Origin of the sequence: Escherichia sp. KTE172 (assembly GCF_000408845.1) — a bacterium.
Lineage (GTDB): Bacteria > Pseudomonadota > Gammaproteobacteria > Enterobacterales > Enterobacteriaceae > Escherichia > Escherichia coli.
On sequence record NZ_KE137316.1, the window covers coordinates 2,946,455 to 2,972,430 of the forward strand.

Below are 25,976 nucleotides of genomic sequence, written 5' to 3' on the forward strand. Positions count from 1 at the left end.
ATTTCTTAGTTTTGCCGGATATGAAGTGAAAAGGTGAGATGCATCACGCTTCGCGCGGTGCCTGGGCGTTCAAAAAGGGCAGTAACAGCAGTGCGGAAATCCCGGCGGCGATAGAGATAACCACAAAAAATCCGCTCCAGTGCCAGGTATCGAGTACTTTCGCCAGTGGCCAACCAGCAAGCGACGCCCCCAGATAAGCAAACAAGCCGACAAACCCCGTCGCCGCCCCTGCCGCCTCTTTGTGGGAACACTCTGCCGCCGCCATGCCGATTAACATCTGCGGGCCAAAGACAAAAAAACCAATAGTGAAGAAGCAGGTTGCCTGCATCACGTAGCTGGCAAATGGCATCAGCCACAGCGAGCCGACTGAAAGCAAAATTCCGGCGGCGAAAATCAAATTCATCGGCCCACGGTTGCCGTTAAACAATTTGTCCGAGCCCCAACCGGCTACCAGCGCACCGATAAATCCGCCCAGTTCAAACATCGTCACTGCCGTATTCGCCGTGACCAGATCGACGTCCAGCGTCTCGGACATATACAAATTGCCCCAGTCGTTGATTGCCGCCCGGACCACATAGACCAGCACATAGCAAAACGAAAGCAGCCAGATATACGGATTCAGTAACACATACTTGGTGAGGATCTCTTTACGCGTCAGCCCTGCCCCTTCTTGTTGTTGAGCAATCTCCAGCGCGTCGTGCCGCCATTCACCGACCGCCGGTAAACCTAACGCCTGCGGGCGATCGCGCAGCCGCCAGCAGAGAAAAATCCCCACGACGATCGCCATACAACCAGCAATCATCATCCCGGCACGCCAGCCGTAATGTAGTGCAGCCGCTGCCATCACAATGGGAATGAGTGCGCCGCCGACGTTATGCGCCGTGTTCCATAATGCCCACCAACCGCCGCGCTCGGTACGAGAATACCAGGCGGTTAATAGACGCGCACACACCGGTGAACCCCAGCCCTGGAAAAAGGCGTTCAGCACCCAGAGTACGGCAAACGCCCATAGCGACGTCGAGAAGCCAAACAGAATGTTGATAATGCCCGTGGCGATAAGCCCTATCCCCATAAAATAACGGGCATTTGAGCGATCGCTGACAATGCCGGAGACAAACTTCGACACGCCGTAAGTAATGTAAAACAGGGTCGCTAACAGGCCGATATCGCTACGGCTGAGCACGCCGTTAGCAAGGATTTCTGGTACGGCGGCGTTAAAACTTTTCCGCGTGAAGTAAAACAGCGCGTAACCCAGCCAGATGGTCAGCAGAATATGCCGACGCCAGTAGCGATAGCGTGCATCAATTTCATGTTTGTCAGTCATTAATGGCGCATCGGCAGGCGCTTTCAGAAACGGCAACATCATCGAACCTTAGACATAACGTTGAGGTAGAGAAACGCTGACACGCGTGCCGTGCAGACAGGAAATGTGTAATGTGCCGCCCAGCGCCGTTACGCGCTCGCGCATTCCGGTGAGGCCAAAACCTTGTTGCCCGGAACCCGGCGGCAAACCGCTGCCATCGTCTTCAATCACCAGCATCAACCGTTCATCCTGCTGCCAGCCTTGCAGCGTAACCGCGCTGGCATCGGCATGTTTCACAATGTTGTTCAGCCCTTCCTGGCAGACGCGAAACAGCGTCACGCGCTGGTTTTCGCTTAACGCTGACTCATCGATACGCCATTCGAGATGGCTGACAATGCCGCGCCCTTCCAGCTCCATTTCCCGCATCAGTGAGCGGATGGCCTGCTCCAGGGTGAGATCATCCAGCTGGCGCGGACGTAACCGCCCTAACAAACGGCGCACCGCATCGTAAACACCCAGCGACAGTTGTTCGATGAGCTGCCCGCTCTGCTTCACGCTGGCGTTATCTGCCGCCAGTCGCTGGACAATGCCCGCCTGAGTACGAATGGCAGTGATGGTCTGACCTATATCATCGTGCAGCTCACGCGCCACATCACGGCGCACGCTCTCTTCGGTTTCTAACAAACGTTCAGCCAGATGCTGATTGCGCGCCAGTTCTTTTTGCAGCGACTGGTTAAGTTCACGCAACCGCTGGATGCCAGCGCCAAGCAACAACCCTGTCAGACTTTGCACCAGCAGCGAGAGCAATAAGTCCACCGGATGATCGCGCCAGGTTTGACTGGCGATCAGCGCGATGGCGTTCATCAACGTCGCAATCAGCGCCCCTTGCCAACCATAGTGCCAGGCCAGCGCGATAATCGGCAGCGCCAGACAGAATGGCGTAAAGCGCGACAGTTCGGCCGGCAATCCCAACTGGAGCCAGAGACTGATAACAAACAGCAGCAAGTACCAGACCAGATGTCGCCCGCGCCAGTTGATCGGTTGAGAAACTAACGACGGGCCGAGCGGCAGCCAGGTGTTATTGGCGAGATAGTGCCAGAACACCAGACATATAGGGGCCAGCGTCAGGCCGCCAGTTAAAGTCAGTAGTAGCGCATTCCACGACTCTTTGCCGTGCCAAAGCCAGGGCAGCGACTGCAACAACGCCGCCGCCGTCAGGGCCGCCCCCTGTAACAGCAAGGTGCGCCAGTCACGTTGATGGCGATAGCGCGAGATCAGCGCAACGGGTAGTAACGTCAGTAAACTACCGATCATCAATAAGGAAAAATGGGTTAAACCGACCGCCTGCGTTAGCCAGTAAATCAGCAGCCACTCCGCGCCCAGCAGCACCGGCCAGTATCCGCGCGGGCATTGCAGCATTAGCCCCAGACGCAGACCAAACGGAAATAACAGCACCGCCATATCAGGGCGCTCAACCAGGTGCAGGCTGATACTCCACAAGCAAAACCATGCGGCAGAGAAGATAAAAAAGCAGGCAATAACGGTAATTAAGCGGGAGAACAACGTCTTCATCACCAGCCATCAAACATGCGGCGCGCCAGTTCAACGTCGTTACTGACACCCAGTTTTTCCATCAGGTTGGCACGATGTACATGCACAGTTTTTGGCGACAAACCTAGTTCGGCGGCAATCTCTTTCACCGCCATTCCTTGCGCCAGTTTTTCCGCCACCTGGCGTTCACGTTTGGTTAGCGGGTCCTGGCGACCGGATGCCAGTTTAATGGCAATATCCGGCGTCAGATAACAGCCGCCCGTGGCAACCGTATGCACCGCAGAAATCAGTTCATCCGGGCTACAGCGTTTGGAGAGAAAGCCGCGCGCCCCCGCGTTAAGCGCCTGCTCAACCAGCGCCGGACTGTCATGAACGGAGAGCATAATCGTCGCCATACCTTTCGGCAGCTGGCTTAGCAGCTCCAGACCGGAGATATCGGGCATGGAGATATCGCAAATACACACCTGCACACCGCGCCCCGGCAGCCCCGCCAGCGCCTCGCGCCCCGAACCAAACTCGGCAACTACTTGCAAATCAGGTTCCAGCCCCAGCAACTGCGCAAAGCCGGAGCGGACGATAAGGTGATCGTCTATAAGGGCAACGGTGATCATGATTGGGTCCTGGCGGATAAAAAACGCGCATACCTTAACGATAAGCGCGATGTTGTTCAAGTTGGATATGGGGTATGTATTGGCTTAATGATGTTGGTCTTATCGTCAAAACGCTTACCTGAAAGGTAAGCGTTTGGTACGTGTTATTGCGAAAAAGCGAATTATTTGTAGGTTGCGATTGCAATATTGCCTGAGAAATTTCTCCTCCTGTTGCGGAAATCGTTTTCAGGTAACAAAGAGTCATCCAGAAACCTATAATCTTCAGCGGAACGCTCATTAAGAGAGTCATCCACTGAGTCGTTATGAATATAATCCTCACCGTATGTTCGATAAATGAAATTAGCAATATTAAAATCGTTACCAGCTTCATTTATTTCGGCTTTTACAATATAATGAGTTTGTGTGAATGTATGCTGTGAAAAGTCAGCAAAAAGAAAATTTGTTTTTCCCATCAAAGCACAAAACCCTGGGTTACTATTAAACCCGGCAGAAATAGAATTGCTTGCCTGTATTGCATTAATATCCCCCCTATCAAGCGCGACAGGAAATGCCTGTGAACAAGCATAATACAGGTTACCTATTCCTGAAATACTGGAGAGGCAAGAAATAATATTTTCTCTGGTTTTTTTCTCAACACCATCTTTCTGTAGAGAGTTTCTCACAATATTACATTCATCTGGCGTAAATACAATTTCACTAAAAAGTTTTTCGAAATCTTTATATTTTCTAACACCTCCATGACCAGACAAAGCCATGGTTTTACTCCTCAGTAATTCATGGATAGTGCTATTTATTTTAACTCCACAACATGCAATAAATGAGCTAGCCTCTCCAACATGTCTTGATGCATCAGCAAGAAGTGCACTAAACTCTCCCTCCCGAACATCTAGTTTTTTTATGTCTGATTTATAACTACAATCATCTGGAATTAATTTATCTGGAATCAATTCATATTGGATTGATTTATCTGGAGTTGATTGAGTTTGTTCATATAACGCTTTTTTTAATTGGTGCTCAGCATCAGTAACTCCACTGCTGAGTTCATTTTTAAAATTATTATTAACAACTTCTAACTTAAGAGCATTTGCAGCAACTGTTACTTTTGAGAGTTGATACTTTTCCAATACATCGTGCTCTGATAATAACCCTATAAACTCTTTCACATTTCGACCACTAAAATCCCTGTCCCTACTCTTTTTTTCCAAACTCTTGCCATTTAACTCACGATACACATCAGTGACTTTAAATTTATCACTGCCGGTCTGTTCAATTTTTATATAGCTATCCATGCCAGTGGTAGCGATCCATGTTTTATAATTCGCATTCGCTGATTCAGGCGTAACATGAAAATAAGAAACCAATTTACCACTGATATCATGCCGATAGATATGAAAAGAATCTAAAATGTATAATAATATATTTCGGAAAACTTCACGAAAAGTGGCATCTTTAGATAATGTTCTACAATTATCGAGCAGGCCGCTTTGTTCCATCGCATCAAATGCAGCAATATTACCCTCGATACTATCTCTTAGACTCTGGCTCAGGCCCTGACTCTGAGTTTGACTCTGAAACTGGCTATTATCATTCTCTGTTTCCGTTGGATATGTATAACTCGTCACACTAACCATAGTAACCTCGCAATATGACACCTTGCATATTTTGACATTTTAGAAGCATCAATGGTTAGCATGATAAATATGTCAATGCTAACCGCTATATTTCATTTATTTCAATAATAAGACCATGTGTCGTTAATTTTTAACGATTTTCCCAATGCAATTGCATCACTAATTCTACTTATTCACTATCAAAAATCGCTCATTTTTTCAAAAAGACTGTTTATACACAGACGGTTAACAATACGCGTTCACCTTAATGATAAACGCGATTTATCAGGCAAAAATCATAAATCAGCAGTTGTTGCGGCACCGAAAAATGTAAAAGTGACTTTATCGATTTTGGAGTTTTGTTCGTCGACCCTACCGGTAGTAAAATAACGAGAACACTGAAGCTTAACTTCATTTCCAACATTATTAACCGCCATCGAATACATCTTCTGACTAAACCCATTTATAGTAAAATCCATTTCATTAAGATACTTTCCAGACCCAAAAAAAGCATTTCCTGATTTTTTTAAATGCAATGTTAATGAAGTGGCACCATCCAAACTCTTTGAGAGTAACTCGCGAACATCTTGAGATGTATGTTGTAAGCGAGTCTGATAGCCTTGTGCGGAAGAATAATAAAAACATGTAATCCCCTGAGGACTGGCTAAGCAAGCGATTATTTCATCAATCTTATCATCCGTAATATTACCGTTTGATTGTTTTAATAATTCTCTTACCTCAGCACAATCATTAACATCAAAGCAAAGCTGTTTAACCATTTCTTCAAGTGTGTTTTGAATATATTTTGGATATTGTTCAATTTTTTCAATTTTGTTTGCAAACTTTTTAAGAATATCTTTACTTAACTCAACACCACAGCAAGTTATTTTTGCAGCACCACTTGGTTTAGTTTGTTCTTTTATACATCTATGAGCATCCATAGTCATAGAGTGTAAATAATCCTCAGTAATATCAATTTTTTCCTGAACAGGTAAATGGCCCTCATCTTTTTGAATTCGCAGGTTTAATAAATCATATGTATTACTCACAATGTCTGCAGGCATTTCGTAACTACAATCCGTATTCATCATAACAATACTATTAACTAATTTTTTCCTCAAAACCGTGTCAGCAGAATGTGTTTCTAACGCAGCAGTTTTTTCAGACAGCGATTTGATAATAGTCGCCACAGCCACTCCAGAATATGATGTTTCTTTTACTATTTTTTTTGTATTTTTTTCACCTGCATCAAACTGTATAACTTTAAAGGATTTGCCACCTGTTTGTTCGATTACGGTATATTCGTTCTCTCCAGTTGCCGCCATCCAGGTACGATTACCATTATTTTCAGTGCCTGGCATAGGGTGAAAATAGTTAAGGATTTCGGTATTAACACTGCGAGAACCGGACATAATATTTGCTATTAAGCGTTTTATTTCCTGTAACATCCATTTTGCGAAATTACTGCCAGGTGAATATTTTTTCTCGTTATTTGTGATATTAAGCTCAGCAGCAATAATTCTATTTTTATCCAAAAAGGTGGAGGGGCAGGGATTTGACATAATTGTTCCGCTGTTTATAGGGCTTGCCATAATATACCTCACGATGAACCATTAATTAATAGAATGCTGGTCATGACCACTGGTATAGACAGCAATCAGAATTTAACACCATCGCTGGAAATTTTTAGCCCTAACTGTCAACCCCCTGGTTATCGGTGCAGCGACTTAAATTAACGTCCTGGGCTAATAAATTGTGCCTGAGATGGTCTCTGGCACAATTTCACCCTATATATCTGAACGGATCTATCAAAAATCGCTCATCAGTAACCCCCCCGAGCGGTTTAATATTGCTCCTTACTGAAAAAACACCGCAATCTTGTTAAACATTGTCGGATCGGACTGATTACGCTGCACTTTCACCACATCTTCCAGCTTATCGATTTGGCTTATCATCTGCTCCAGACGCTGGTCGTCATTGACCAGTAGCCAGATATGGCTTTTGTCGCTGTCCTGAATCGGCAGGCAGAGAATGCCTTCGACGTTAAAAGCGCGACGGGCAAAAAGGCCACAAACGTGGGTCATTACGCCCGGATGGTTGCGAACGGTGAGTTCGAGAATCACGTTGTCATGAGTTGTGTTTTGCATGGCTTATTCCCCCACCATTTCAGTATTCGCCGCACCTGGCGGCACCATCGGGTACACTTTTTCTTCGGCATCAATGCGCACATGGATCAGTGCCGGACCAGGGCGATTGATGATTTCCTGCAATGCAGCCTGCGGATCGGCTTCGTTATTCAAATCACAGGTTTCGAGGCCGAATCCGGCGGCAATTTGCATAAAGTTGATTTTGCCCGGATAGGTGGCAGCAAAAACGCCCTGCTTGTAGAACAGACTCTGTTGCTGATGCACCAGCCCCAGCGCTTCGTTGTTCATCAGAATGATTTTGACATCCAGCTGGTTTTCGCTGGCAGTCGCCATCTCCTGAATATTCATCATCAGGCTGCCGTCGCCGGAGAAGCACAACACTTTGCGATCCGGGTTCGCCAGCGCCGCGCCAATCGCCGTAGGCAGGCCAAAACCCATCGTGCCCAGCCCACCGGAGGTCAGCCACTGGCGTGGGCGATTGAGCGGATAAGCTTGCGCGGTCCACATCTGATGCTGACCCACGTCGGTGGTGATAATCGCGCTGTCATCGACACAGGCGGCAACGGCGTTGATCAGGCCGTAATGGCTTAACGGATCGCACGCTTTCGGGATTGGACACGGGAATTCGCGCTGCAAATCCGCTACCAACTGGTGCCACTCTGCACGCGGTTGCGCTTCCACCAGCGGGATCAACTGCGCCAGCACGTCATCAACATCCGCCTGGATCGCCACATGTGGCTGCTTGATTTTACCCAGCTCTGCGCGGTCGATATCGACATGAATAATTTTGGCATTCGGGCAGAACTGCTCGGTTTTGCCAATCGCCCGGTCATCAAAACGCGCGCCGAGAACAATCAGCAGATCCGCCTCCTGCAAGATATAGTTGGTGCTGCGCACGCCGTGCATTCCCAGCATACCCAGCGACAACGGATGCGCTTTTGGCAACATGCCCAGCGCCATTAAAGTCATGGTGGTAGGCAGCTGCGCTTTCTCCGCCAGTTCACGCACTCGCGCAGGCGCATTGATCACACCACCGCCCAGATAAAGCACCGGGCGTTTGGCAGCATTAATCATTGCCGCTGCGTCACGAATGCTTTCTTCGCTAAAGGCGGGCGCGACGGCTTTTTCTGCCACCGCGGGCTGTGCTTCAATCTCAAAAACTGCCGTTTGCACATCCTTAGGAATGTCTATCCACACCGGGCCAGGGCGGCCTGATTGCGCAATGCGGAAGGCATCGCTCATGACCTGCGGGAGTTCTTCGATATGTCTGACCAGATAGTTGTGTTTGGTGATGGGGATAGAGATGCCGTAGGTGTCCACTTCCTGGAAGGCGTCGGTGCCAATCATCGAGGCAGGAACCTGACCGGTGATGCAAATCAGCGGGATGGAATCCAGCCGCGCATCGGCAATGGCGGTCACCAGGTTAGTCGCACCCGGTCCGCTACAGGCCATACAGACCGCCGGTTTACCGTCGGTGCGCGCCATTCCCTGAGCGATAAACCCCGCGCCCTGTTCATGGCGAGCCAGAATATGGCGGATTTGCGTGCTTTGGCTTAAGGCATCGTAAACAGGCAGGATAGAACCGCCCGGAATGCCCGTCACAATCTTAATGCCCTGCTGTTCCAGGAAATGAACGATAAATTCTGCGCCGGTAAAGCGCTTACGCGTCGATGTTGTGCCCGAACTTGCCATGCTCCAGTCCTTTTCTTCTGGGCCGACTTTCCGGGAGGTGCTTAAACGAAAAACCCCGCCCGGTTTGCGCCGGCGGGGTTTTGGAATCGTGTGTTGTTCCAGTCCCTACGGCGCATTGCCGACGACCACCACCACACGCACGACGACCACTGCGGCGGATGGCGCAGTTGGTAGTAGTTTTGCGTTGAACATGGAAGTAGTCATTGGGGACCTTGTTGGTTTTGTGTTTAACAATATTTATACAAGCACAGCTTTACAGGGGAGACAATGGAAAATTTTTCAGCAAGGGAAAATTGAGGGGTTGATCACGTTTTGTACTGAATTGCAGGTAACAAAAAACCCCGCCGGAGCGAGGTTTCGTCAGTCGCCTGCGGCTGGTAACCGCAAAGCACACTGTATTATGTCAACACTGAAAGTATACGTGTTCCGCGCAGAACGCGCAATTTCGGCACGAATTTTGACGTATTTAGTGCATAGTTGAGTATCGATCACAGTTTGCGTTTTGTCCAAATATTACTGTTTATTTATACAGTAAACTTCTATAATATCACTGTACGCAATGTGTTATGTGGGGGCCGCATCGTTACCCGGCGCACTAAGTCCTGGCTGAAACGGGTGGTGCCGTCAGCGCCTTAACCCCGCGTGAGCACACTGTGTTATGTCAACGAGCACAACGTTTCTCCTTGAGATACCGCGTGCACAACAGCTGGCAACAGGCAGCGGAAAGGTACGTCAGCTGGCAGTGCTCCTGAACCACAGGAGACGCGTATGAGCCTGGTGGATATCGCCATTCTTATCCTCAAACTCATTGTTGCAGCACTGCAACTGCTTGATGCTGTTCTGAAATACCTGAAGTAATTCAGATTCAAGTCGCACTAAAGGGGAGCGGGTAACCGCTCCCCTTTTATATTTAGCGTGCGGGTTGGTGTCGGATGCGATGCTGATGCATCTTATCCGCCCTACCATCCCTCCCGGCAACATTTATTGCCGCTTTTGTTTACATATTCTGCCGCTAAACAATTCCCCATTCCTGGCGTATATCTGGCTAACATTTATCAATGTGATAGATTCCTCTCCCGCATTTATGGGAATGCGTAGTGACTTATTCTAATTATTTTTATAAAAGCATCCGTGATAATGAAAAGGCATAGAAACGTCAATTTGTTATTGATGTTGGTATTACTCGTGGCCGTCGGTCAGATGGCGCAAACCATTTATATTCCAGCTATTGCCGATATGGCGCGCGATCTCAACGTCCGTGAAGGGGCGGTGCAGAGCGTAATGGGCGCTTATCTGCTGACTTACGGTGTCTCACAGCTGTTTTATGGCCCAATTTCCGACCGTGTGGGTCGCCGACCGGTGATCCTCGTCGGAATGTCCATTTTTATGCTGGCAACGCTGGTCGCGGTCACGACCTCCAGTTTGACAGTATTGATTGCCGCCAGCGCGATGCAGGGGATGGGCACCGGCGTTGGCGGCGTAATGGCGCGTACTTTGCCGCGTGATTTATATGAACGGACACAGTTGCGCCATGCTAATAGCCTGTTAAACATGGGAATTCTTGTCAGTCCGTTGCTCGCACCGCTAATCGGCGGTCTGCTGGATACGATGTGGAACTGGCGCGCCTGTTATCTCTTTTTGTTGGTACTTTGTGCCGGTGTGACCTTCAGTATGGCCCGCTGGATGCCAGAAACGCGTCCGGTCGACGCACCGCGCACACGCCTGCTTACCAGTTATAAAACGCTTTTCGGTAACAGCGGTTTTAACTGTTATTTGCTGATGCTGATTGGCGGTCTGGCCGGGATTGCCGCCTTTGAAGCCTGCTCCGGCGTGCTGATGGGCGCGGTGTTAGGGCTGAGCAGTATGACGGTCAGTATTTTGTTTATTCTGCCGATTCCGGCGGCATTTTTTGGGGCATGGTTTGCCGGACGTCCTAATAAACGCTTCTCAACGTTAATGTGGCAGTCGGTTATCTGCTGCCTGCTGGCTGGCTTGCTGATGTGGATCCCCGACTGGTTTGGCGTGATGAATGTCTGGACGCTGCTCGTTCCCGCCGCGCTGTTCTTTTTCGGTGCCGGGATGCTGTTTCCGCTGGCGACCAGCGGCGCGATGGAACCGTTCCCCTTCCTGGCGGGCACGGCTGGCGCGCTGGTCGGCGGTCTGCAAAACATTGGTTCCGGCGTGCTGGCGTCGCTCTCTGCGATGTTGCCGCAAACCGGTCAGGGCAGCCTGGGGTTGTTGATGACCTTAATGGGATTGTTGATCGTGCTGTGCTGGCTACCGCTGGCGACGCGGATGTCGCATCAGGGGCAGCCCGTTTAAGCTCACGTCACCGCAGCATCGTCATCAGCTCCATGGGAGAACGATGCTGCTTTATCAGATCACGCATCACCCGCATATGCGGTGCGGAGTAAGAATAAAACGCCTGATAGCCCGCACATAGCACGCTGTCTGGCGTCTCCTCCCGAGCGTGCGGGCACAGCCGATGCCAGTCGCACGCCTGGCAGCCACGGCGCGGTTGCGGGTTTTCGCTGCCACACCATTTTTGTAATGTGGCGTCAAAAAGCTCAATCGAGATACGACTGATATCTGCCCGCACCCAACACTCAAACAGGGCAATTAAAAATTTCCCCCACAGCTCTGCTGTCACCGAAGCGGCCGTCAGATCGCCCCGGTCATCAAATTCAAGATGGGGAATGAGCTGTACGGAGCGGATACCCCGTTGTTTGAAATTGTGATAAAAATCGGCAGGTTGCAGAGCATCCTTGTACTCTACAACCAGTTTATGCCTGTCCTCTTCAGCATCAATGACCTGACTTCCTGTCATGCGACTCTCTCAATAAATACGATAAGTTGATGTATATGCGTTACAGCAAACAGTATTGCGAGAGATAACACCGCGAGGGAGATCAAAAATTTGTCACGGACTACGTGAAATTGGGAAAAATCGCTATTCGTGACATCCATTAAATTGCGATTACGGGTGTAGTGCCAGAGGATCAGCGCCACGATGGCGAGAATGCCAATCGAAATCCAGAATAACATGCCCGCCTGGTGCCAGTTGTGTTTGATAGCCAACGCCATCAACGCGCCGTAGCCCAGCATGGTACGAAACCACGCCAGTGATGTGCGCTCCGGCTGCAGTCCTGGGTCGGCAATGCGTCTGGCTTTGCGGCTATCCGGCATACAACACCAGTCCCATAACGATCACCGCCACGACCATCAATATTAAGCTAATGATTAATAAGCTGTTGGTGTAGGGCAGGTCCTCTTTCAGACGCATCGCTTTTTCATTGCGTAACCAGCGCAAGTAGCCATACATCGCTAACCCGCCGGAAAACAGACACAACAACAACGCCAGCAGTTCGCGAATGACGGGCGTGGCGAAATCTGGCGCAAGTTGATCAAGCCCAACCCCCGCCGCCAGAAATCCTAGTGCAGTACGGATCCACGCCAGAAAAGTACGCTCATTAGCCAGCGAGAAGCGGTAATCAGGCGCTTCTCCGAGGCGGGAAATTTTCATTGTTGCTCCTTTGCAATTTCACTAACGCTCTACCTTTAGCGGTTTTTTTAAGAATTTCGTCCGCCCGTTTCCTGATATGCTTTTGCCATCCGCTACAAGGAGGTCAGATGGGTATCATAGCGCAAAATAAAATCAGTTCATTGGGCATGCTGTTCGGTGCCATCGCTTTAATGATGGGGATTATCCACTTTTCATTCGGCCCTTTCTCCGCACCACCGCCAACGTTTGAAAGCATCGTGGCGGACAAAACGGCTGAAATTAAAAGAGGTCTTCTCGCCGGAATAAAAGGCGAAAAAATTACCACCGTGGAGAAAAAAGAGGACGTAGATGTCGATAAAATCCTCAATCAAAGCGGTATCGCACTGGCCATTGCTGCGCTACTTTGCGCATTTATTGGCGGTATGCGTAAGGAAAATCGCTGGGGCATTCGCGGCGCGCTGGTTTTTGGCGGCGGGACGCTGGCTTTCCATACCTTGCTTTTTGGTATCGGCATCGTGTGCAGCATTTTGCTGATATTCCTTATCTTTTCCTTCCTGACCGGCGGTTCACTGGTTTAAGCAGCCTGAATAATGCCCGCCGGGTGATCATCAGCGGGCATTATCGTCAGAACTTCTGTTTTTTCTCCTCCACCTTCACCCCTTGTGTCGGTAGGCCGGTGTCATAGTCGCGTACAACTGGCGAATAGCCATCTTGTGGACGTGGACGAAACGCCCCCATCCAGCGCGGCCGTGCATCTTTACGCCACGGACGCAGACTCCATTGGTAACTGCGGAACGGATCGCGAATTTTGTCCATGTAATCCAATAAGGCGTCATGCATTTTGCTGCGAACGTCTGCAAAACGGATATCATCGATCAGGTTATGCATTTCATTTGGGTCATTACGGCGATCGTAAAGTTCATCACTGGTGAAGAGGTTGAGTACCAGTTTAAAGTCATCCGTCACCCAGCAACGCACCGGAATAAAACCGCCAAAGCTGTCATGCTCAATCTCGTAGCGGTTAAATTCCACCATCACGCCGCGTGGCTCTTTCACGGCAAGGATATTTTCCCCCGGCAGAATCTCTGGTTTTTCAATATCTGCCAGCGCCATCATTGTCGGCAGTAAATCGATATGACTGACTGGCGTATCGACCTGTCGCCGCTCCCCTTGCGGCGAACGGATGATCAGCGGAATGCGGGTGATGTCGTCATACATCGCCGCTCCTTTACTGATCAGCTTATGTGCGCCCATCATTTCGCCGTGATCGGATGTATAAATAACCCACGTATTTTCACGTTGCTCTGGCGTTAAGGCATTGATGACCCGTCCGATTTGGTCATCAACAAAGTCATTGCAGGCAAAATAGAGCGGATGGTGATAAAGCCCGCCATCACCGACTGGCGATGGCATCGCCTGCGCCCATAAGCGGTGATGTTCCGGTTTGTTAGCCAGGTCATCCTGTGCTTTCTCGCCCAGCTCGTAGTAAAAATCAGCGTATTTCTCTAAATACTCCACCGGACAGGTGAACGGGTGATGCGGCTCATCATACGAAACCACCATCAGGAAGGGTTCCTCGGCGCGCGCGGGCTGTTGCAGAAAATCTACCGCCCGATTGCTGATGCGGTGCGCCCAGGTGAAGGTTCCGTCGATATGGTTCGCCTGTAAATCCTCAACGCTGTTTAGGCCATTGCGCCACAGGCTGATCTCTTTTTCCGTCAGTTCGCTAAGGTAGTTCGCCCCATCGAACCAGTAATCAGCGTCCCACTCCGGCGGACACTCGCCAGTGCCGAAATAGTCATGACCGTCGAGATGCCATTTGCCGATGTAACAGGTGTGATAGCCGGCATCCTTAAAGTAGCGCCCCATAGTGGAGATGTTTTTGCCTGGCGCGACGTTGTTGGTCCACGGGCCGGACTGGTTAGCGTAGATACCGGTAAATAGTCCGGCGCGTGCAGGCGTACAAACCGGTGAACAGGTGTAGGCGGAATTAAAGCGAATACCTTCCGCCGCCAGACTATCAATATTTTGCGTATTCAGCGGTTTACCGCTATAGCAACCGACCATATTGGTGGCCTGGGTATCGGTCATGATGAACAGAAAATTGGGGCGTTTCATAGGCTATCCTTCGCGTCGGGAGTAAAGGTTACGGCTGGGTCGTGACGATGCCGCCAGCTGTCAAAAATCAGGTAGACAATCACTACGGCGGCAATGAAATAACTGATCATCGCTAACCAGCGCGTACCGTAGCCGCCGAATTCAGCCAGCCCGGCATAGACGCCAATCATCGCGAACAGGATGCCAATTGACGCGATCTTGACGTTTCTCCACGGTTTCATGTCCACCGCAAACGCATCTTTGAAGGTGAACGGCGTGGCGCGCGGTTTGATAAAACCGATCACCAGCATCACGACCACGTTGATGCAGAACGTACAGGCCAGCACATAGAGGAAATGGAAGTCGAACTTCACCAGATAGTTGATGGTGATGTAGCTGATTATGCCAATCCCCATCGCCACTTTTGCCGCCAGCGCCGGGATGCGCGGGAAGAAAAAGCCCATAATGATGATGGTAACCAGCGGCACGTTGTGAATGCCGTTGAGCTGTTTCATCCAGCTATACAGCCCCTGCGGCGCGTTGGCGATCCACGGCGCGACCAGCACCGAAACGATAGCGATAAAGAAACCAAATTTGCGCCCGACGGTGACCAGCTGCTGCGGCTCGGCATTCTGGTTAATGATGCGACGGTAAATACCCATACTGAATAACGTACTGGCGCTATTCAGAAAGCCGTTGAAGGTACTGATCACCGCACCAAATAACACCGCGCCGAAGAAACCCACCATTGGCACTGGCAGAACGTTATTGACCAGCGTCGGGTAGGCCATGTCGGCTTTCGGTAAATCCTGATACAGATGAAACGCAATCAACCCTGGCAGCACCAGTACCAGCGGGTCGAGCATTTTCAGCACCGCCGTTAACAGCGCCCCCTTTTGCCCTTCCGCCAGGCTTTTTGACGCCAGCGTGCGTTGCACGATGCCCTGATTTGTACACCAGTAAAAGGTGTTCACCAGAATCAAACCGGTAAATGCCGCGCCAATCGGCAAGGGATCGGTCGGGCCACCGATTGAGTTTAATTTCTCGGCGTGAACGGTGGTGAGTTGCTCAATGCCCTGCATAAAGCTGCCCTTGCCCATCGCGATCAGGCCAAATACCGGCACCATCAACCCGCCGATAACCAGCCCAATACCGTTGATGGAGTCCGCCACTGCCATTGCGCGCAGTCCGCCGATCACCGCATACAAAATTCCCGCCAGACCAAGCAAAATTACCAGTAGCCAGATAGCCGCACCGTGAGAAATCTGTAGCGATTCCCCGACGTGAAACAGGCTGTTGAGCGCCAACGCGCCGGAGTAGAGAACAATCGGCAGAAAGCAGACGCCGGTGGCAATGAGGAAGCAGAAGTCGATGATAATACGCGTCGTTTTATCATAACGTTCCTCCAGAAAATCGGGGATGGTGGCAATGCCGCGCTTCAGATAGCGCGGTAAAAAGATTAGCGCGAGGAAGATCAGCGTCACCGCTGAAGTCACTTCCCAGCCCATCACCGACATGCCGCTTTTGTAGGCCTGCCCGGAAAGGCCGACCAGTTGTTCCGTGGAAAGGTTGGTTAGCATTAACGAAGCGGCAATAACCGGCGCTTTTAGTGAACGTCCGGCAAGAAAATAGCCTTGTTGCGATCCGGTATCTGTTTTGCGGACCTTCCACCAGGTGATCACCGCCACCAGCAGCGTAAAACCGACAAAACTCAAGATTTGTAACGAATTCATCTCATAGCCCTTATTTATGTTTATGTCCCGGACGCATGAATATAGGGAGAGGTAAAATGCGTCGGGTCAGGCAGTCAGATTCTTAAAATACAAACATCTTATCCCTGAACGGATTGTTTTCTGTTAAGTTCAGGTTGTGAGCATAATTCGCCGAAGGGATATTAAAATGAATGGAAAATTGCAAAGTTCGGATGTAAAAAACGAAACTCCGTACAATATTCCCTTATTGATTAACGAAAATGTGATCTCCAGCGGAATTTCTCTGATCTCGCTCTGGCATACCTACGCCGACGAGCATTACCGGGTGATCTGGCCGCGGGACAAGAAGAAACCGCTTATCGCCAACTCATGGGTTGCGGTGTATACCGTACAAGGATGTGGGAAAATTATTTTAAAGAATGGTGAACAAATAACACTGCATGGCAACTGTATTATATTTTTAAAGCCAATGGATATTCACTCTTATCACTGTGAAGGTTTAGTCTGGGAACAGTACTGGATGGAATTTACCCCCACCAGTATGATGGATATTCCCGTTGGTCAGCAAAGCGTTATTTATAATGGCGAAGTTTATAATCAGGAACTCACCGAAGTTGCTGAATTAATTACTTCACCAGAAGCAATAAAAAATAATCTGGCAGTCGCTTTTCTGACGAAAATTATTTATCAGTGGATTTGTCTTATGTACTCAGACGGTAAAAAAGATCCACAACGGCGGCAAATTGAAAAACTAATTGCCACTTTACATGCCAGTCTGCAACAACGCTGGAGCGTAGCTGATATGGCTGCCACGATCCCCTGTAGCGAAGCCTGGTTGCGTCGTCTGTTTTTACGCTATACCGGCAAGACGCCGAAAGAATATTACCTCAATGCACGTCTGGATCTGGCGCTATCGCTATTAAAGCAACAAGGGAACTCGGTTGGCGAAGTCGCTGATACGCTCAACTTCTTCGACTCCTTTCATTTCAGCAAAGCCTTTAAACATAAATTTGGTTATGCGCCGTCAGCTGTGCTGAAGAATACGGACCAGCACCCAACGGATGCCAGTCCACACAATTAACGTAACTCTGGCCAGTACGCTTTGTTGGCCTCCAGCAACTCATCCAGAATAGCTTTGGCGACCGCGGCGCTCGGTACCGTTTTCGACAACGTAATCGCCTGCCACAGGTGCTGATATGAACGCTGCTCCCAGGCGTCCACGACCAGTTTTTCCACCGCCACTTGCTGACTCATTAACCCTTTCTGAAACTGCGGGATATCGCCGACCACCAGTGGTTCTGGTCCGTTGTGCCCGACCAGACACGGGATCTCGACCATCGCTTCATCATCAAAGTTATGGATTGCCCCGTTGTTAGGCACAATCAGCAACATCCGCTCCTGAGTGTTGAAGGCAATTGCCGCCGCCAGATCGACGATATATGACGCATGTTCGTCAATTTCCAGCTTGCCCGCCGCTGAATTTTCTGCCGCCGTAATGGCGCGGCAAGCATCGAAAACCTGTTTCTCGCGATGTTCCATCACCTCATTCGCGCGGGTATGTTCAGGGTTGGAATGCTGAACGACATAATCCGGGAAGAGATAATATTTCAGATAGGTGTTTGGTAATGTATCCGGGTCCAGTGCCTGGACATCCCGCGCTTTTGCATAGGTGTCGTTCCAGCTCGCTTCAGTATGTGTATCTTGCTGCGGTGGAACATAACCGTGCTTAGAGACATATTGCCGCAGCTGGGGCATCAGGTCGTTGCCCTGCAAATCTTCAATTGATGTCCACCAGCCAAAGTGGTTCAGGCCGTAGTAGCGCACGCGCATCTGTTTGCGATCTTGCAGCCCAACAATTTGCGCCATCCGGCTTTCAATACCGATTGGCATGTCACAGATGTTGAGGATTTTCGCATTCGGGCGCAGACGACGCGTGGCTTCTGCGACAATAGCTGCCGGGTTGGAGTAGTTGAGCATCCAGGCATTTGGTGAATATTTTTCCATATAATCCACCAGTTCCAGGACGCCGCCAATGGAACGCATGCCGTACGCTATTCCGCCGGGTCCGCAAGTTTCCTGACCAACAACGCCGTGGCGCAGCGGGATTTTTTCATCCAGTTCGCGCATCGGGTATTTGCCGACGCGGATGTGCGCCATGACAAAATCAACGTCGCTGAATGCCACTTCAGGATCGGTGGTGTAACTAAACGCAATGTCCGGCGCTTTTTCTTTTAGGATGACTTTACAGGCTTCGGCAATCACTTCCTGCCGCGCGCCATCGTTATCATAAAATTTCAGTGCACGAAGCGGGAAACGGTCCTGATTCGCCAGGAGCATCAACACGATGCCTGGCGTAAAGGTGCTTCCACCGCCTGCGACAACCACTGAGAATTTGGTCATTATACTGCCTCCGTAATGGCAACATTTTCTGCTGATTGATGAGAATTAATTAAGCTATCGAGCTGTTCACGCAGCTGGGATACATGCAGACCAATGATCACCTGAATGGCATCGCCACTACGGAAGACGCCGTGCGCTCCCAGCTTTTTAAAGACTTCGTCATCCAGCGTTTGTGACATGTCATGCAGTGCAATCCGTAGACGCGTCGCGCAATTGTTGATGCTGGAGATATTGCCGACCCCGCCCAGGGCTTGCAGGATACCGGCAGCCTGATCCAGCTCTTTTTTTGGCTCTGCCGCGGTGGTTTGGCCTCGCGAGGCTTTGTATTCGGCTTTTGAGTAGAGTTTCACTTCCGCATCTTCACGTCCCGGCGTGCACATGTTGAATTGCAGAATCAGGGTGCGGAAAACCACGAAGTACAGCAGGGTAAAGCACAACCCAATGGCGATTTGGGTCAGCATCATATCCGCGTGGTTGCTGAACATCGGGATCCAGTTTTGCGGTAAAACCTGGTCAATCAAACCACCGCCCATGTTGCCCACCACACCAAAGAGATACATTACGGTCGACATTGAGGCCGCCAGCACGGCGTGTACCGCAAACAGCAACGGTGAAATGAACAGGAAGGTAAATTCCAGCGGTTCGGTAATTCCCACCAGCATGGCGGTTAAGGTTGCGGGGATCAGCAAGCCCGCCACTTTTACCCGATTTTCCGGTGCGGCAGTGAAGTACATCGCTAAAGAAATGCCCACGGCACCAAAGATTTTTGAGTTACCGTGCAGGGCAAAACCGCCTTCCGGGAACAACGATTTCAGCGGCTCGGCGCTCAAACTGAACTCTTGCAGATGCTGCGCCCAGTACATCTGAATGCCGCCTTCAACAGCTGCCGGACCAAAGATAAACGGTCCGTAGATGAAGTGGTGTAAACCGGTTGGGATCAGAATACGTTCGAGGAAGGTGTAAACCCACACCCCAAGGGCACCCGCCGAACGCAGGAACGCTTGCAGAGATTCAATCCCCATTTGTACTTTTGGCCAGCCGAGCAACGTCAGCCAGGCGCAGGGGATCATCACCAGGAAGGCGATAATCACCACATAAGATGTCCCCTGGAAAATGCCGAGAAACACCGGCAGTTTTTTATCGAACAGACGGTTATGCAACGCCGTCACAATGCCGGAAATGATAATTGCGCCGATAATGCTGGTATCGAGGGTTTTAATTCCCGCCATCATTGTCAGCCCGCTACCTGCCACCGCGTCCTGAGTGAAATCGACGCCGAAGTAGCTTCCCCAGGTCATTCCCATCGCGTTGATGAAATAGTTCCAGGTCAGGAAACTCACCATCACCGCCAGACAAGCACGCCCCTGCGCTTGCTTCGCAAGGCCAATGGGTAAACCGACAGCAAAAATCAGCGGCATATTACGGAATACCGTCCAACCGCCCTCTTCAATAATATGTACGATTTGCGCGAATAAACTGTTCGGATCGGTCAGTGATTCCCCGACAAACATCGGGTTTTGCAGCAAGATGGCAAGACCCACCACAATCCCGGCGAAGGGAAACAGCAGCACTGGCGTGAACATCGCGCCGCCAAAGCGTTGAATTTGACTGAGCATTTCCACATCCTCTTTTCTCAATTCTGTAAGTAGGAAGCCTGATTGGTTATGCGGCAGGCCTGGAGCGAGGATAGGAAGATGCGATCGGCAGAACATGACGACCCAGTGGGATTCGTGATCGCTTTCATGCTTTTCGTTGGGCGGTAGAGATCTACGTTTTCGCAAAAAAGTAGACATCTGTGAGCACAGGTACACAGCATCGAACACATCTTTAAAAAAAAGATTTTTTTTCAATCGATTAAGCAGAACTTGTGGGCGCATTACCCGGGCTTGCAGGCAAAAAAGAGATCTAGAGATGATCTACAAAAGCATTGCGGAGCGATTAAGAATTCGACTTAATTCCGCAGATTTCACGCTAAACAGCCTTCTTCCCGGTGAAAAAAAGCTGGCGGAAGAATTTGCGGTATCGCGGATGACCATCCGTAAAGCCATTGACCTTCTGGTGGCGTGGGGGCTGGTGGTCCGCCGCCACGGCAGCGGTACTTACCTGGTGCGTAAAGATGTATTGCATCAAACCGCCAGCCTGACCGGGCTGGTGGAGGTGTTAAAACGCCAGGGAAAAACGGTCACCAGCCAGGTGCTGATTTTTGAAATCATGCCTGCGCCTCCGGCCATTGCCAGCCAGTTACGGATTCAAATCAACGAGCAGATCTACTTCTCCCGTCGCGTTCGTTTTGTGGAAGGGAAACCGCTGATGCTGGAAGACAGCTATATGCCGGTAAAACTGTTCCGCAACCTATCGCTGCAACATCTGGAAGGGTCGAAGTTTGAATATATTGAACAAGAGTGCGGGATTCTGATTGGCGGTAATTATGAAAGCCTGACGCCGGTGCTCGCCGATAGACTGCTGGCGCGGCAAATGAAGGTAGCGGAACACACGCCACTGCTGCGGATCACCTCGTTGTCATATAGCGAGAGCGGGGAGTTTTTGAATTATTCAGTGATGTTCAGAAATGCCAGCGAATACCAGGTGGAGTACCATTTACGGCGACTCCACCCGGAGAAGAGTTAACCGATACTCCAGAAGAGCACCGCCAGTAATTGGGGGGTGATAATGCGCAGGAACATCACCAACGGATAGACAGTGGCGTAAGAGAGCGCCGCCGCACCGCTCGTTGGATGAAGATTATTAGCAAACGCCAGCGCCGGTGGATCGGTCATGGAGCCAGCCAGCATCCCGCACATGGTCAGGTAATTCATTTTGGCTAACATCCGCGCCAGAATACCAACAGTAATCAGCGGAACGGCGGTGATCAGCGCACCATAACCAATCCAGCTTAGCCCTTCGCCATTGACCAGGGTATTCACAAAATCCCCACCAGATTTCAGCCCCACTACCGAGAGGAACAGTACGATCCCCAGCTCCCGCAGCGCGAGGTTGGCGCTTGGCGGCATAAACCAGTACAGCTTACCGATACTGCCGATACGCCCGAGGATCAACGCCATAATCAGCGGACCGCCCGCCAGCCCCAGTTTCAACGCGGCCGGGAATCCCGGCACAAAGACGGGAATAGAGCCTAACAATACGCCAAGCCCGATACCAATAAACACCGGCAACATCTGAACCTGTTGCAGTTTTTGCTGCGCATTCCCCAGCACATTGGCAACGGCATCAATTGCGGACGGACGCCCCACCAGGTTGAGAATATCGCCGAACTGCAGGCTGATATCGCCACTGGCAACCAGTTCGACCCCGGCACGGTTCAGGCGCGAGATAACAACGTCATAGCGTTCTTTAAAGTGCAGGTCGCGAATACGCTTACCAAGCACGTTTTCATTGGTGACCACCACACGCTCGACGCGTAAATCAGTGCCTTTCGTGGACAGCGAGGTATCGACCTCCTGACCAATCACCAGTTGCGCATTATGTAAATCCGCTGGCTGCCCCACCAGATGCAGCAAATCGCCCAGTTGGATAATGGTATCTGGCGAAGGTACTTTTAGGGTTTCTTCGCGTTTCAGACGCGAGCAGATAATTTTGTCGCCGTTGAGAATCGGTACATCTTTAATGGCTAAATCATGCAGGTTAGGGTTCTCAACGCGAATATTGATAGTCCTGATCAGCGCGCCGCCATTGGTGCGTGAAGACTCGTGCTGCTGGGCTTCGGTCTCGACATTGACGCGGAAAATAACCCGCAACATCCACATGGTGAACAAAATCCCGCAAATGCCGAATGGATACGCCATCGCGTAACTCATCCCCATCTGATCGACCATTTCCATTGGTGTACCCAGGTCGCGCAAGATCTGCTGCCCTGCCCCCAGCGCTGGCGTATTGGTTACCGCACCGGAGAAAATCCCCAGCACTACCGGCAGTGGAATATCAAACAGTTTATGCAGGATGGCGGTAACCAGACCACCGATGATGACGATCAGAACAGCAAACAGGTTGAGGCGTAATCCGGAGACGCGCAATGAGGCAAAGAAGCCCGGACCCACCTGAATCCCGATGGTATAAACGAACAGGATCAGGCCAAATTCCTGAATAACATGCAGCATATCGCTACTTAATGTCATCCCCGCCTGAGAAACAAAATGGCCGACGATGATCCCACCAAACAGCACGCCGCCAATACCTAATCCTATGCCGCGAAATTTGACGTTGCCGATAAACAAACCGACGACTGCCACCAAAGCCAGAATACTGACCGTTAATGCTATATCACTCATCGTCCATTTCTCTTGAGATAACATTTTAATTGCTACGGATTATGGCTGAATCGGTGAAGCAGATTTGCCTTATAGCGCACATTATCACGGGAAAGAACGTGCCGAAATATCTTAAACAGGCGAAAATTAACGCATTGTTGAAGAAGAAAGACAAAAAAAGCCCCACCAGAATGGCGGGGCAAAGAGAATAGCTAGTTAGCTATTTAACGCGGGACGTTCGCTGATAGCGATACGCTGCGCTGCGATGGGTTCAGGCTCATTACGAATTAAATCAATATGCAGTAAACCGTTTACGAAGGTTGCACCAGAGACTTCCATATTTTCAGCCAGCGTAAAGCTCAGGCTAAATGGCTGATTCATAAGCCCTTGATGCAGCCATTTTTTCTCTTCTTTTGGCTGCTCCGGCGTGCCTTTTACGCTCAGGCGCGTTCCTTCCAGTTGAATCTCTAAATCTTCCTGACGAAAACCTGCCAGCGCAAGGGTAATGCGGTAGTGGTTATCGTCGCTTTTCTCAATGTTGTACGGCGGGAAGCTCTGGCTTTCACCGGCGTTTTGCAGTGCGTTGGCCAGTTTGTCAAAACCGATCCATTGACGCATCAGTGGGGATAAATCGAAGTTACGCATAGTCATTTCTCCTTCTAAGAAGCGAGTAAGTACCTGCAAATCCGAAGATTCGCATATGCTCCCTGACGGCGAGCATGGAGATGTCAGGCCGCGCCAGGCGGCCTTAAGGAATTAGTTGATTTCGATACGGCGCGGTTTTTTCGCTTCCGGAATCACGCGTTCGAGATCGATATACAGCAGACCATTCACCAGGTTAGCACCACGAACATGAATGTTCTCAGCTAACTGGAATTTGCGTTCAAAGTTGCGTTCAGCGATGCCCTGGTACAGATAGGTGCGCTCTTTTTGTTCGTCGGCGTGAGCACCTTTCACCACCAGCAGATTATCCTGGGCGGTAATTTCCAGTTCGCTCTCAGCAAAACCAGCCACAGCGATAGCAATGCGGTAATGGTTTTCGTCTACCAGTTCAACGTTATACGGAGGGTAGCCGCCATTACTCTGGCTCTGGTTGTTTTCTAAGTGGTTAAACAAACGGTCAAATCCAATAGCAGAACGGTAAAGCGGGGATAAATCAAAGTTACGCATAATCAATAGCTCCTGAAATCAGCGAGAATGTAAGACCTTCCACAATGGACAGGTCAGGTAGCCAGAACACCCATCAGGCGCGTCCTCATCGGCTACGATGTAAAAATGGGTCTGGAAATGAACTTTTCAAGCCTTATCAGCGGACTTTTTTTTGCAGTTTATGGTCTATTGCATAGACTGAGGGGGCAGCACGAAACGTTAAAGTGCGATAGCCGCCACAGTGCGACGTTATGATGATGTTATTTTCAGCAAGGGATCGCTATAACTCATCAGGCCAACACCCACGATCAACAGATGAATTTATTATGATAAGAAATGTGTTGTTAGCGTTCATGATATGCAGCGGAATGACATTACTCGGAGGATGCTCCAGCGTGATGTCCCATACCGGGGGGAAAGAAGGAACGTATCCCGGCACCCGCGCCAGCGCCACCATGATTGGCGACGATGAAACCAACTGGGGCACTAAGTCGCTGGCGATTCTCGATATGCCGTTTACCGCTGTGATGGACACGCTTTTACTGCCGTGGGATGTGTTCCGCAAAGACAGCTCGGTGCGCTCGCGCGTTGAAAAAAGCGAAGCCAACGCGCAAGCCACCAATGCGGTTATTCCACCCGCCAGAATGCCTGATAACTGATTTAGCGCTCAGTTTCGGTGATCCACAGCTGGCCACCTTCCATCCACGCCAGCCACTGACCATCCGGCGAGAAGACCACGGCGTCCGCAGAAGGTGGATTGGCGTGGTTTTCGGTTAAATACTCAACCTCGCCACTTTGCGCATGGGCACAAGCAATTCGATTATCCAGCACAAAGCCCAACCATTCTCCTGACGGATGCCAGTTAAATGCAGACTGAATATCCGTTTTGTTATGGGTTAACTGGCGCGGCTCGCCGCCCTGTGGCGAGATAAGCCACAGTTGCACAATGCCGTTATCATCACGCATTAAAAACGCGATTTGCGTACCCTGCGGATTACAGCGCACCCAGTGGCGCGGGACGTTGACTAACCCCGGATAAGCCCGATGGTGGGTAAAGGTTAAACGTCGCTGCACAACGCCACGCGGTGGCGCGGGCAGGGTTGTTTCCGTTCCGCTTAACGGCGCATCACCTGCTACTTTCCAGCCAGCTTCATCTTGCGGTAACTCAACGATAAACAGCTCCGGCACTTTCTCGCCCTTTGGCGAAAGTGTATCGCCAATAAACGCCAGCGCGTGATTTCCTACCCATCCTTCTTCATAAGCACGATTGATTTCATTACTGCCAGGCTGCGGCGTGGGCGTGGTTTTACTTACCAGCACGCACCAGTGGCTGCCGCTGTATTCACGCGGATGCTGCTTTTGTATGTTGACCGGGCCAAACGGTGCAGCAATACCGACGTTTCGCAAATCCAGCGCCGGATCGAGTTCATGCATTACATGGTCGTTATAGGTAAAGCTCACCCTTTCACCGTTCGGGCTAAAGACATGTACATGACTGCCGCCGCGCAGCGCTCCTGGAGTGTACGGTGCGGTAATATCCATTGCATCGAGATTGCTCACCTTGCCGCTTTCAGCAATCACGCCGCGACGATGATGGAAATCGTAATGCCATGTTTCATCAGGATTTTCAGGTCCGTGGATGAAGACATATTTTTCTGACTTCGGATGAACGGTCACCACGCCGACGCGTGCGCCCTGTGACGCGCGATAGATAACCTCGACCTCGCCGGTATGGATATTCACACGCTCAATGGTCTCGCCGGTAAACGACGCGCCAGAAGGACGCACGTCAAATACCAGCCACTGGCTGTCGGGCGTCCAGATATTGGTATTGGTGAGCAGGTGATTACGGGGAGCAAAGGTTATCTGTTTCATGGCGCGGTCCTGATACAAAACGGGTCCCGCCATCATACTTCACAAGGACTTCACTTTCAGAC

Annotated in this window: 26 protein-coding genes and 1 other annotated feature; of the genes, 6 read left to right on the forward strand and 20 right to left on the reverse strand. The window is 50.4% G+C overall.

Annotated elements, in window-relative coordinates; translation table 11 throughout:
• Positions 1-43: 43 nt before the first annotated feature.
• The 8 genes from uhpC to ivbL all read right to left on the reverse strand — a co-directional run bounded on the left by uhpC (position 44) and on the right by ivbL (position 9,118).
• On the reverse strand, positions 44-1,363 hold the full coding sequence (uhpC, locus tag G434_RS09885; RefSeq protein ID WP_001309854.1) for an MFS transporter family glucose-6-phosphate receptor UhpC: 1,320 nt from the start codon (positions 1,361-1,363) through the stop codon (positions 44-46).
• 9 nt (positions 1,364-1,372) lie between these two features.
• Entirely contained in the window at positions 1,373-2,875 is a 1,503-nt protein-coding gene (gene uhpB / locus G434_RS09880; protein WP_001322651.1) for a signal transduction histidine-protein kinase/phosphatase UhpB, read from the reverse strand.
• A complete protein-coding gene (gene uhpA / locus G434_RS09875; RefSeq protein WP_000633675.1) occupies positions 2,875-3,465 on the reverse strand; it encodes a response regulator transcription factor UhpA in 591 nt (196 codons plus the stop codon). Before uhpA ends, uhpB begins: the two co-directional genes overlap by 1 nt.
• Before the next feature lie 161 nt (positions 3,466-3,626).
• Positions 3,627-5,096: a hypothetical protein gene (locus G434_RS09870; RefSeq protein ID WP_001309856.1), complete on the reverse strand. Its 1,470-nt coding sequence runs from the start codon at positions 5,094-5,096 to the stop codon at positions 3,627-3,629.
• Positions 5,097-5,371: 275 nt separating this feature from the next.
• A complete protein-coding gene (locus G434_RS29900; protein ID WP_038428612.1) occupies positions 5,372-5,854 on the reverse strand; it encodes a hypothetical protein in 483 nt (160 codons plus the stop codon).
• A 1,077-nt stretch (positions 5,855-6,931) separates the two neighbouring features.
• Positions 6,932-7,222: an acetolactate synthase small subunit gene (ilvN, locus tag G434_RS09860; protein WP_001181706.1), complete on the reverse strand. Its 291-nt coding sequence runs from the start codon at positions 7,220-7,222 to the stop codon at positions 6,932-6,934.
• Between the two features lie 3 nt (positions 7,223-7,225).
• Complete coding sequence (gene ilvB / locus G434_RS09855) at positions 7,226-8,914, reverse strand: acetolactate synthase large subunit (protein ID WP_000168467.1); 1,689 nt, start codon at positions 8,912-8,914, stop codon at positions 7,226-7,228.
• Positions 8,915-9,019: 105 nt separating this feature from the next.
• On the reverse strand, positions 9,020-9,118 hold the full coding sequence (gene ivbL, locus G434_RS27855) for an ilvB operon leader peptide IvbL (RefSeq protein WP_001312198.1): 99 nt from the start codon (positions 9,116-9,118) through the stop codon (positions 9,020-9,022).
• A gap of 564 nt (positions 9,119-9,682) precedes the next feature.
• On the opposite strand from ivbL, the gene tisB reads away from it, so the two are divergent.
• Entirely contained in the window at positions 9,683-9,772 is a 90-nt protein-coding gene (tisB, locus tag G434_RS09850) for a type I toxin-antitoxin system toxin TisB (RefSeq protein WP_000060506.1), read from the forward strand.
• A 123-nt stretch (positions 9,773-9,895) separates the two neighbouring features.
• Here tisB and ysdE read toward each other — a convergent pair whose 3' ends face one another.
• Positions 9,896-9,970, reverse strand: a complete 75-nt coding sequence (gene ysdE, locus G434_RS30510; RefSeq protein WP_211180519.1) for a protein YsdE — start codon at positions 9,968-9,970, stop codon at positions 9,896-9,898.
• Positions 9,971-10,051: 81 nt separating this feature from the next.
• Here ysdE and emrD point away from each other — a divergent pair, with 81 nt between their 5' ends.
• A complete protein-coding gene (emrD, locus tag G434_RS09845; RefSeq protein WP_001306726.1) occupies positions 10,052-11,236 on the forward strand; it encodes a multidrug efflux MFS transporter EmrD in 1,185 nt (394 codons plus the stop codon).
• Between the two features lie 7 nt (positions 11,237-11,243).
• Here emrD and G434_RS09840 read toward each other — a convergent pair whose 3' ends face one another.
• The 3 genes from G434_RS09840 to G434_RS09830 are packed head-to-tail and all read right to left on the reverse strand — an operon-like array spanning position 11,244 to position 12,437.
• The gene (locus G434_RS09840; protein ID WP_000148046.1) at positions 11,244-11,741 is read right to left on the reverse strand and encodes a radical SAM protein; all 498 of its coding nucleotides are present in this window, start codon (positions 11,739-11,741) and stop codon (positions 11,244-11,246) included.
• The gene (locus G434_RS09835; protein WP_001113432.1) at positions 11,738-12,100 is read right to left on the reverse strand and encodes a DUF202 domain-containing protein; all 363 of its coding nucleotides are present in this window, start codon (positions 12,098-12,100) and stop codon (positions 11,738-11,740) included. Before G434_RS09835 ends, G434_RS09840 begins: the two co-directional genes overlap by 4 nt.
• The gene (locus G434_RS09830; RefSeq protein WP_000703959.1) at positions 12,090-12,437 is read right to left on the reverse strand and encodes a YidH family protein; all 348 of its coding nucleotides are present in this window, start codon (positions 12,435-12,437) and stop codon (positions 12,090-12,092) included. Before G434_RS09830 ends, G434_RS09835 begins: the two co-directional genes overlap by 11 nt.
• 107 nt (positions 12,438-12,544) lie before the next feature.
• On the opposite strand from G434_RS09830, the gene yidI reads away from it, so the two are divergent.
• Positions 12,545-12,994, forward strand: coding sequence for a protein YidI (gene yidI, locus G434_RS09825; RefSeq protein ID WP_000511289.1), 450 nt, complete (start codon positions 12,545-12,547; stop codon positions 12,992-12,994).
• A gap of 46 nt (positions 12,995-13,040) precedes the next feature.
• On the opposite strand, the gene G434_RS09820 is transcribed toward yidI, so the two are convergent.
• Together G434_RS09820 and G434_RS09815 are read right to left on the reverse strand one after the other, a co-directional pair.
• Positions 13,041-14,534: a sulfatase family protein gene (locus G434_RS09820; protein ID WP_000828500.1), complete on the reverse strand. Its 1,494-nt coding sequence runs from the start codon at positions 14,532-14,534 to the stop codon at positions 13,041-13,043.
• Positions 14,531-16,246 carry a solute:sodium symporter family transporter gene (locus tag G434_RS09815; RefSeq protein ID WP_001087144.1) on the reverse strand — a complete coding sequence of 572 codons (1,716 nt, stop codon included), beginning with the start codon at positions 16,244-16,246 and terminating at the stop codon, positions 14,531-14,533. Before G434_RS09815 ends, G434_RS09820 begins: the two co-directional genes overlap by 4 nt.
• Before the next feature lie 166 nt (positions 16,247-16,412).
• Here G434_RS09815 and G434_RS09810 point away from each other — a divergent pair, with 166 nt between their 5' ends.
• Positions 16,413-17,306 (forward strand): helix-turn-helix transcriptional regulator, encoded by an 894-nt coding sequence (locus tag G434_RS09810; protein WP_001322447.1) that lies wholly within the window; start codon positions 16,413-16,415, stop codon positions 17,304-17,306.
• Here the strand turns inward: G434_RS09810 and G434_RS09805 are convergent.
• On the reverse strand, positions 17,303-18,625 hold the full coding sequence (locus tag G434_RS09805; RefSeq protein WP_000160106.1) for a 6-phospho-alpha-glucosidase: 1,323 nt from the start codon (positions 18,623-18,625) through the stop codon (positions 17,303-17,305). The two genes, G434_RS09810 and G434_RS09805, sit on opposite strands and share 4 nt — an antisense overlap.
• Positions 18,625-20,241, reverse strand: a complete 1,617-nt coding sequence (locus G434_RS09800) for a PTS sugar transporter subunit IIB (protein ID WP_000952127.1) — start codon at positions 20,239-20,241, stop codon at positions 18,625-18,627. The genes G434_RS09805 and G434_RS09800 overlap by 1 nt, the downstream gene beginning before the upstream one ends.
• A 295-nt stretch (positions 20,242-20,536) precedes the next feature.
• Between G434_RS09800 and G434_RS09795 the strand changes: the two genes are divergently transcribed.
• Positions 20,537-21,253, forward strand: a complete 717-nt coding sequence (locus tag G434_RS09795) for a GntR family transcriptional regulator (RefSeq protein WP_001300779.1) — start codon at positions 20,537-20,539, stop codon at positions 21,251-21,253.
• Here the strand turns inward: G434_RS09795 and G434_RS09790 are convergent.
• From G434_RS09790 to ibpA, 3 genes are all read right to left on the reverse strand, one after another.
• On the reverse strand, positions 21,250-22,911 hold the full coding sequence (locus tag G434_RS09790) for a putative transporter (protein ID WP_001279763.1): 1,662 nt from the start codon (positions 22,909-22,911) through the stop codon (positions 21,250-21,252). The genes G434_RS09795 and G434_RS09790 overlap by 4 nt on opposite strands.
• Before the next feature lie 195 nt (positions 22,912-23,106).
• Positions 23,107-23,535 carry a small heat shock chaperone IbpB gene (gene ibpB, locus G434_RS09785; protein ID WP_001243431.1) on the reverse strand — a complete coding sequence of 143 codons (429 nt, stop codon included), beginning with the start codon at positions 23,533-23,535 and terminating at the stop codon, positions 23,107-23,109.
• Positions 23,536-23,646: 111 nt separating this feature from the next.
• Positions 23,647-24,060 carry a small heat shock chaperone IbpA gene (ibpA, locus tag G434_RS09780; RefSeq protein WP_001243437.1) on the reverse strand — a complete coding sequence of 138 codons (414 nt, stop codon included), beginning with the start codon at positions 24,058-24,060 and terminating at the stop codon, positions 23,647-23,649.
• Positions 24,054-24,126: a sequence feature (ROSE (Repression Of Heat Shock gene Expression) occurs in the 5'-region of heat shock genes and acts as an RNA thermometer to modulate expression.), on the reverse strand. It overlaps the preceding gene by 7 nt.
• 239 nt (positions 24,127-24,365) lie before the next feature.
• Between ibpA and G434_RS09775 the strand changes: the two genes are divergently transcribed.
• Entirely contained in the window at positions 24,366-24,698 is a 333-nt protein-coding gene (locus G434_RS09775) for a YceK/YidQ family lipoprotein (protein ID WP_000620888.1), read from the forward strand.
• Position 24,699: 1 nt separating this feature from the next.
• On the opposite strand, the gene G434_RS09770 is transcribed toward G434_RS09775, so the two are convergent.
• The gene (locus tag G434_RS09770) at positions 24,700-25,914 is read right to left on the reverse strand and encodes a YidR family protein (protein ID WP_001377131.1); all 1,215 of its coding nucleotides are present in this window, start codon (positions 25,912-25,914) and stop codon (positions 24,700-24,702) included.
• Positions 25,915-25,976 lie beyond the last annotated feature (62 nt).

What these genes read in the sequence shown, in the direction of transcription:
- uhpC (WP_001309854.1), bottom strand. Translation starts at nt 1,363, where the DNA reads ATGTTGCCGTTTCTGAAAGCGCCTGCCGATGCGCCATTAATGACTGAC.
- uhpB (WP_001322651.1), bottom strand. Translation starts at nt 2,875, where the DNA reads ATGAAGACGTTGTTCTCCCGCTTAATTACCGTTATTGCCTGCTTTTTT.
- uhpA (WP_000633675.1), bottom strand. Translation starts at nt 3,465, where the DNA reads ATGATCACCGTTGCCCTTATAGACGATCACCTTATCGTCCGCTCCGGC.
- G434_RS09870 (WP_001309856.1), bottom strand. Translation starts at nt 5,096, where the DNA reads ATGGTTAGTGTGACGAGTTATACATATCCAACGGAAACAGAGAATGAT.
- G434_RS29900 (WP_038428612.1), bottom strand. Translation starts at nt 5,854, where the DNA reads ATGGTTAAACAGCTTTGCTTTGATGTTAATGATTGTGCTGAGGTAAGA.
- ilvN (WP_001181706.1), bottom strand. Translation starts at nt 7,222, where the DNA reads ATGCAAAACACAACTCATGACAACGTGATTCTCGAACTCACCGTTCGC.
- ilvB (WP_000168467.1), bottom strand. Translation starts at nt 8,914, where the DNA reads ATGGCAAGTTCGGGCACAACATCGACGCGTAAGCGCTTTACCGGCGCA.
- ivbL (WP_001312198.1), bottom strand. Translation starts at nt 9,118, where the DNA reads ATGACTACTTCCATGTTCAACGCAAAACTACTACCAACTGCGCCATCC.
- tisB (WP_000060506.1), top strand. Translation starts at nt 9,683, where the DNA reads ATGAGCCTGGTGGATATCGCCATTCTTATCCTCAAACTCATTGTTGCA.
- emrD (WP_001306726.1), top strand. Translation starts at nt 10,052, where the DNA reads ATGAAAAGGCATAGAAACGTCAATTTGTTATTGATGTTGGTATTACTC.
- G434_RS09840 (WP_000148046.1), bottom strand. Translation starts at nt 11,741, where the DNA reads ATGACAGGAAGTCAGGTCATTGATGCTGAAGAGGACAGGCATAAACTG.
- G434_RS09835 (WP_001113432.1), bottom strand. Translation starts at nt 12,100, where the DNA reads ATGCCGGATAGCCGCAAAGCCAGACGCATTGCCGACCCAGGACTGCAG.
- G434_RS09830 (WP_000703959.1), bottom strand. Translation starts at nt 12,437, where the DNA reads ATGAAAATTTCCCGCCTCGGAGAAGCGCCTGATTACCGCTTCTCGCTG.
- yidI (WP_000511289.1), top strand. Translation starts at nt 12,545, where the DNA reads ATGGGTATCATAGCGCAAAATAAAATCAGTTCATTGGGCATGCTGTTC.
- G434_RS09820 (WP_000828500.1), bottom strand. Translation starts at nt 14,534, where the DNA reads ATGAAACGCCCCAATTTTCTGTTCATCATGACCGATACCCAGGCCACC.
- G434_RS09815 (WP_001087144.1), bottom strand. Translation starts at nt 16,246, where the DNA reads ATGAATTCGTTACAAATCTTGAGTTTTGTCGGTTTTACGCTGCTGGTG.
- G434_RS09810 (WP_001322447.1), top strand. Translation starts at nt 16,413, where the DNA reads ATGAATGGAAAATTGCAAAGTTCGGATGTAAAAAACGAAACTCCGTAC.
- G434_RS09805 (WP_000160106.1), bottom strand. Translation starts at nt 18,625, where the DNA reads ATGACCAAATTCTCAGTGGTTGTCGCAGGCGGTGGAAGCACCTTTACG.
- G434_RS09800 (WP_000952127.1), bottom strand. Translation starts at nt 20,241, where the DNA reads ATGCTCAGTCAAATTCAACGCTTTGGCGGCGCGATGTTCACGCCAGTG.
- G434_RS09795 (WP_001300779.1), top strand. Translation starts at nt 20,537, where the DNA reads ATGATCTACAAAAGCATTGCGGAGCGATTAAGAATTCGACTTAATTCC.
- G434_RS09790 (WP_001279763.1), bottom strand. Translation starts at nt 22,911, where the DNA reads ATGAGTGATATAGCATTAACGGTCAGTATTCTGGCTTTGGTGGCAGTC.
- ibpB (WP_001243431.1), bottom strand. Translation starts at nt 23,535, where the DNA reads ATGCGTAACTTCGATTTATCCCCACTGATGCGTCAATGGATCGGTTTT.
- ibpA (WP_001243437.1), bottom strand. Translation starts at nt 24,060, where the DNA reads ATGCGTAACTTTGATTTATCCCCGCTTTACCGTTCTGCTATTGGATTT.
- G434_RS09775 (WP_000620888.1), top strand. Translation starts at nt 24,366, where the DNA reads ATGATAAGAAATGTGTTGTTAGCGTTCATGATATGCAGCGGAATGACA.
- G434_RS09770 (WP_001377131.1), bottom strand. Translation starts at nt 25,914, where the DNA reads ATGAAACAGATAACCTTTGCTCCCCGTAATCACCTGCTCACCAATACC.